Below are 5796 nucleotides of genomic sequence, written 5' to 3'. Positions count from 1 at the left end.
GACGTGCTGGGCTGTCCGCTGGTCGTGGTCCTCGGCCACGACTCGTGCGGCGCGGTCGGGGCCGCGTGCGCCGCCCTGGAGAACGGCATGACACCAGCCGGATACGTCCGGGACGTCGTCGAGCGCGTGACCCCCAGCGTGCTGGCAGCGCGGGCCGCCGGAAAGGTCGAGCCCGAGGAGATCCTCGCCGAGCACATAAGGCACACCGTCGACCTGCTGCTGGACCGCTCCCGGGTACTCGCCGAGAAGGTCTCCGCCGGCCAGGCCGCCGTGGTGGGCCTGTGCTACCGCCTGGCCGACGGCAGCGCACAGCTCGTCGCCTCTCGCGGCCTCGACGCGGCGGTCCCCGCAGCGTCCTGACCGCCCCGGGCGTGGCTGCCCAGCGTGATGTGCCGCGGTTCGGAGGAACAATGCCGGGGCGCCGCCGGAGTTCCGGCGGTGGCTGCCTCCGACGGCAACGGACGCGTTCGCGGTTGACGGCGGCGTGTCCCGCCTGTCGTGATGACGTTGGAGGAGACGACGCGGCACGCGCGTGTCAGCGGCCCCTGATCGTGTACCGGCGTCGCGTCAGGGGCCGCGAGAAGGCGAAAGCCGCAGGTTCGAAGCAAAGATGATCACGTGATCTGTCGTCGCGTCGCGGATGCGAATCGACGTCACCTCTTGGCAGAATGCACTGGTGCAGCCGCTGCCGGTTCCCTGCCCCGCTCACCTCATCCCGGACGCGACCGGCACCAGCGCCTTCCAGGACGCCTACCACAATGCCATGGCGCACAACGCTGTGTTCGTCGCCGTCGAAACCGACGCACGCCAGCAGTGGACCGTGAAGGCGGACACTCTCACGGCCGGCTCCGGCCACACGGTCGCCGATGCCGGCAACGACGCTGTCCGGGCCGCGATCCTCCGCCTGGTCCACAACCATGAGGCCGATTTCGGCGCCTACACCGGACCGGTCTACTTCATGATGCACGGCGTAGGGAACGAAGAACGCGCCCGCGAACTCGCCGCCGCACTCCACGCCGCCCTCTACGGAGAACTGGAACCCCTGAGCCGCGCCGTCCCTCCCGCACCCTGACACGCACGCAACCATCCAGGCCGACACTCCTGCGTCTTCCGGCCGTACGCAGCCGCGGTCGGCGGACAGCTTCTCCAAGGGCACGGTGTCTGTGCTGTTCACACGGTGGGTCGGGGCCCTGCGGCGCGGCGCAGCCGGTTGGCGATCGCCAGTCCCAGCCCTTCCTCCACCGGCAGGGAGGCGACGATGAGGTCACACCCCTGATGGTCGAGCTCGCGCAGGAACCCGTACAGCCCGCGCGCATAAGCGGCCATCGAACCGGGGACCGCCACGACGGCGTGCGCCTTCACCGGGGCGGCGGTGAAGGCGGGGGGAAGGAGGACGCCCACCTGGTGCCCCAGCTCCTGCGCCCGCTCCGCTTCGCAGATGACCTTCTCCGGCTCGACGAGGACGACCCGCGCTCGCGGCGCGTAGTGGGATGGGTGCTGACCGGGCACCCGGATGCGGCCTGTGGTGGGGACCGCGAGCGGGTGCCCCAGCACCGCTTCGAGGTCCTCGCGCGTCACCCCGCCGGGCCGGAGGATGCTCGGGATCTTGCCCGTGGCGTCGACGATGGTCGACTCGACGCCGACCTCGCAAGGGCCGCCGTCCAGCACGAAGTCGACGGCATCGCCGAGCTCGGCACGGACATCGTCTGCCGTCGTGGGGCTGACCGAGCCGAAGCGGTTGGCGGACGGGGCGGTGACCCCTCCGCCGAAGGTGGACAGCAGTGCGAGTGCGACAGGGTGGTCGGGCACACGCACGGCCACCGTCTCCAAGCCACCGGTCGCTTCGAGGGGCACGCGGGAACCGCGCCGCAGGACCAGCGTGAGCGGACCCGGCCAGAAGCGCTCGGCCAGCAGCCGCGCCGTCGCCGGCACGTCCTGGACCCAGTCGTCCAACTGCTCCGCGCCACCGATGTGGACGATCAGCGGGTGAGAGGGCGGACGTCCCTTGGCCTGGAAGATGCGCGAGACAGCGGAGGGATCCTCGGCGTTCGCGCCCAGGCCATAGACGGTCTCGGTCGGGAGAGCCACCAGCCCGCCGGCGCGCAGCACGCCAGCCGCCTTCTCGATATCAGGGGTCCTTGCCATCACCCTCGCAATCCTAGGGGGCGTGCCTGGACCTCGGCCGGGTCTTCGTCTTGGCATTGAGCCTTTGGACCGTTCCGTTCGGTGCCGGGCCGCTCGACCGAAGCCCCCGAGGGGCTGCTCACCGACAGTTGAGGAGCGCACCGTGTGCCCCACGCGGGACACGGCGTCGTCATCGGTGCAAGCAACGCCTCAGCCGGAGTCGTGGTGCCGCCGGCCAGGTGGAGACCTGTGCAGGTGGAGGTGGGCTACGACCTCCTTGCCGGTTTCCAGGGCGATGGTGTGCAGGTGCGCGCACAGCCGGGTGACCAGATGCAGGCCATGGCCGCCGATCCGGCGTGCATCGGGTTCCTGTGGCCTGGGTGGATGGGGGGAGCTGTCACGGACGATGATCCTCAGCAGGGCCGTGTCGGGCCTGACCTCGAGTTCGAGACCGCCGGGGCCGGGTGCGTGGCGTCGGGCGTTGGTGACGAGTTCACTGACGACCAGCTGGGAGTCCTGGCACGTCTGCTGATCCGGCGGATGCCCGGCCCGGACGAGCAGGGTGCGTACGGCCTGCCTGGCTTCGGCTATCGGCGGGTTTTCTGCGTCCCAGACGGTGCTGTACCGCAGGGGTGCAGTCGGTTCCTCTTCGTATTCGTCTTCGTCCGGTGCCTCATTGCTCAGCGGGATGACCATGGATGTATTCCTGTGGGTTTTCCTTGCCGTCGTTACTACGTGATCGATGTCGTCGTGTTCTTTCGCATACCCGCCGTCGGCGGCTGCATGAAGCACGACTGTCAACTGGCGGGGGTGGGGCCCGTGGTGGCGATGGCGAAGTACTCGAGTGTGCCGCTGACGGTCAGGAGCCTTCTCACGGCCGGCTGCAGGGGACCGAGAAGGATCAGGTCACGGCCGCCGATCTCGTGGCGGCGGCGGGTGTCGAGGAGCGCGTTGAGAAACGCGCTGTCGGCGAAGGAGAGCTGGGACAGGTCCACCGCGGTCATGGGCAGCGCCGCTTGATCGACGAGGTGGAAGGCTGCGTCGACCTCTTCGGCGTCGTCGTGATCCAGCTCACCGCGAATGGCTATCATCAGGACCTGCTCGTAGCGGGTGACGTGCACTTTTGGCTCGGGGACAGCGGGCATCGCGCCATCTTCACAGCAGATCCACACAGAAGCGAGTCGCGCGAAGGGTGCGTGGGCGAGCCCTGTGTCAGGAGCCGCGCCCGCCTGCTCTCGGAGTCTCCCGGCCTGCCCCCTCGTCGCGTACCGGCCCGGTATCGGGTACGGCTCTACTTCTGCTCGGGGGAGTCCTGGCTCCCGGACGGCGTGGCGTCCTTGCGGCCGTCTCCGCTTCGAATCCGCTGTGCTATGTCGCGGAGCTTGACGTTGTGGTTCTGGGAGATGCGGCTGAGGACGCTGAAGGCGTCGGATTCGGAGAGGCCATGGCGTTCTCTGAGGATGCCCAGGGCCTCGCCGATGGCGTGCCGCGACTCCAGGGCGTGTTCGAGTTGCTCCTGGGTGCGTGCGCTGGCAAGGGCGACAGCGGCGTGCGAGGCGAACAGCCAGCCCGCGGTCTCACTGGCCTCGGTGAAGGCGCCGGGGCGGTACGAATACAGGTTCAGGGCCCCGAAGTCGTCCTTCTGCGTGTAGAGGAGGAAACCCATCATGCTGCCGTAACCGAGCTCGCAGGCGGCGGGCTGGAAGTGCGGCCATCGCTTGTCGGGCCGAGTGAGGTCGGGGATGCGGTACACGCGTCCGCGCGTGGTGTCGCGTGCGGCGTCGAAACAGGGCCCTTCGCCCAGCAAGCCCTGAAGACGGTCGGACCGCTCGACATGGTCGCCATGAGCGGAAAGCGAGGTGACCTCGCCTTTGCGCAGGTCCAGGATCCCCGCCTCGTCGCAGCCCTCGACCAGTTCCACCGCGGCGTTGGAGATCCGGTCGAGCGTTGCCTCCAAAGATTCCTGAGCCAAGAGATCACGGGCAAGCAGCGCCATCCTTGCGGCGAAGTCCTTCCAGTCCACGATCTTCACCTCTATTCGTCGTCGGACCTGTATGGCGCGCCTCCCACCCAGGCGACAAGCACCGGCCGGCGTGATCTGAGGCGCGGCCTCGAGGCTCACCCTCAAGTGCGGCGGATTGTGTTGCTGTGGTGGCGGAGTCGGTCGGTGTGGTGGGTGAGATGGTCGATTCGCTCGGCCAGCTCCGGGTGGCTGTCGCGTAGGTGTGGTTGCGTTTCGGTGAGCGGGGCGAGCAGTCGCGCGGCGTCGTTGTCCGCCAGGGCGTGTGCGAGCCGGCGGACGGGTGGCCGGGCGCTGTCCGGGAGGTCGGGCAGGGCCGCGATCTGGCCGGCGATCTGCCGGAGTTCACCGGCGTTGCCGCGGGCCCAGACGTCGACTGCGCGCTCGGCGGCGCGCTGGTCGCGGGTGGCTCGGACACGCTCTTCGCCAGTGCTGTCGGCGGCGCCCGGCCGGAGCCGGAGATACCTGCGCTCGGCGGCCTGGCGGCTGGCCACGCCCAGCGGCGCGGCCAGATCGGCCCAGCTCGCGCCGGCGGACCGGGCCGCCTCGATGAGACCGGGTTCCCAGCCGGCGAGCTGCTGGCGCACCTCGCGGAGCATGAGCAGCGCGGACAGCGCCTGCGCGGAGTCGGGCGGGGTGGCGGCGAAAGGCTCGTCGGGCGGGGCGGCGCGGGCCGCGCGGACGGATTCACCGATCGCACACAGGGCCGTCTCCGCGGCGACGACGGACGCCGGAGTCAGGTGCTGGGGCTGCTCGCCTGGTGAAGCCACGGGATCTTCCCTTCGTCGCCCTTCCGGTGACTTAGGTGTTTGTCATCGTTTCGGTGACATGGTACGGCGGGAGCAGGTGCAACGCATGGGCAGCACGCACTGCCCGTCTCACCGGAGGTGTTCCGCGATGTTGACGCGCACCGACCCGTTCCGTGAGCTCGACCGGCTCACCCAGCAGCTCCTCGGTGCAACCGGCACCTGGACGCGCCCGGCGACCAGCCGATGGACGCCTACCGCGAAGGCGACGCCTACGTCATCGCCCTGGACCTCCCCGGAGTGAGCCCCGACGCCATCGATATCGACGTCGAGGGAACATGCTCACCGTCAAGGCCGAACGCCGGCCGACAGCCAAGGCCGACAACGTTCGGATGGAGCTGTCCGAGCGGCCGCCGGGGTCTTCACCCGTCAGGTGGTGCTCGCCGACACCCTGGACACCGAACACATCGAGGCCGCCCACGAGGCAGGGGTGCTGATCCGGCGCGTCCCGATCGCAGAGCGCGCCAAGCCCCGCAAGATCAGCATCGGCGGATCGTCCGAACGCAAGCAGATCAGCGGCTGACCTCTCTGTGGTCCGCGGCACAGGCGAAGGCAGGCGCGAGCGCTCGACACTCCCGCCTCAGTTCGCGTTCCCTCACCGGCCCGCCTTCGACGTCTCCGGACGCCGGCCGGATTCGCCGTCCCGGGCGCAACACGCGATGACAAGCGGCGACTGCCGACCGAAACTGCGACCGTGGCGACCATGAGGCGTCCCGGCGGTCCCGGACGCGTAGCCCCGTCCACACCGCTCGATAGGTGATGCGGTCACTTCGCCGGCGTGCAACCGCGCGCCCACGAGAATCCTTGCCAAGAACGCCGGAAGGGGCCTTCCGATCAGTGAGGCCC

General features: G+C 69.5%; 9 protein-coding genes. 4 read left to right on the top strand and 5 right to left on the bottom strand.

Annotated elements, in window-relative coordinates; genetic code table 11:
• The coding region (locus ACWEN3_RS39595; RefSeq protein ID WP_452981516.1) for a carbonic anhydrase at positions 1-360 on the top strand (360 nt) is incomplete at its 5' end.
• Between the two features lie 316 nt (positions 361-676).
• Complete coding sequence (locus ACWEN3_RS39590) at positions 677-1072, top strand: hypothetical protein (protein WP_452981513.1); 396 nt, start codon at positions 677-679, stop codon at positions 1070-1072.
• Positions 1073-1170: 98 nt separating this feature from the next.
• On the opposite strand, the gene ACWEN3_RS39585 is transcribed toward ACWEN3_RS39590, so the two are convergent.
• The 5 genes from ACWEN3_RS39585 to ACWEN3_RS39565 form a co-directional block, all read right to left on the bottom strand.
• Positions 1171-2145 (bottom strand): L-threonylcarbamoyladenylate synthase, encoded by a 975-nt coding sequence (locus ACWEN3_RS39585; protein ID WP_452981510.1) that lies wholly within the window; start codon positions 2143-2145, stop codon positions 1171-1173.
• 189 nt (positions 2146-2334) lie between these two features.
• Positions 2335-2820: an ATP-binding protein gene (locus tag ACWEN3_RS39580; protein ID WP_452981507.1), complete on the bottom strand. Its 486-nt coding sequence runs from the start codon at positions 2818-2820 to the stop codon at positions 2335-2337.
• Between the two features lie 101 nt (positions 2821-2921).
• Positions 2922-3269 (bottom strand): STAS domain-containing protein, encoded by a 348-nt coding sequence (locus ACWEN3_RS39575; RefSeq protein WP_452981504.1) that lies wholly within the window; start codon positions 3267-3269, stop codon positions 2922-2924.
• Between the two features lie 146 nt (positions 3270-3415).
• Positions 3416-4147, bottom strand: a complete 732-nt coding sequence (locus ACWEN3_RS39570) for a GAF and ANTAR domain-containing protein (RefSeq protein ID WP_452981501.1) — start codon at positions 4145-4147, stop codon at positions 3416-3418.
• A gap of 101 nt (positions 4148-4248) precedes the next feature.
• Positions 4249-4914, bottom strand: a complete 666-nt coding sequence (locus ACWEN3_RS39565) for a type III effector protein (RefSeq protein WP_452981499.1) — start codon at positions 4912-4914, stop codon at positions 4249-4251.
• Positions 4915-5041: 127 nt separating this feature from the next.
• On the opposite strand from ACWEN3_RS39565, the gene ACWEN3_RS39560 reads away from it, so the two are divergent.
• On the top strand, positions 5042-5194 hold the full coding sequence (locus ACWEN3_RS39560; RefSeq protein ID WP_452981497.1) for a hypothetical protein: 153 nt from the start codon (positions 5042-5044) through the stop codon (positions 5192-5194).
• Between the two features lie 15 nt (positions 5195-5209).
• Positions 5210-5473 (top strand): Hsp20/alpha crystallin family protein, encoded by a 264-nt coding sequence (locus tag ACWEN3_RS39555; protein ID WP_452981518.1) that lies wholly within the window; start codon positions 5210-5212, stop codon positions 5471-5473.
• Positions 5474-5796 lie beyond the last annotated feature (323 nt).

This window comes from Streptomyces sp. NPDC004561, from assembly GCF_053602155.1.
Note: the sequence above shows the minus strand (reverse complement) of the source record. Positions and strands in the feature narration are given on the sequence as shown.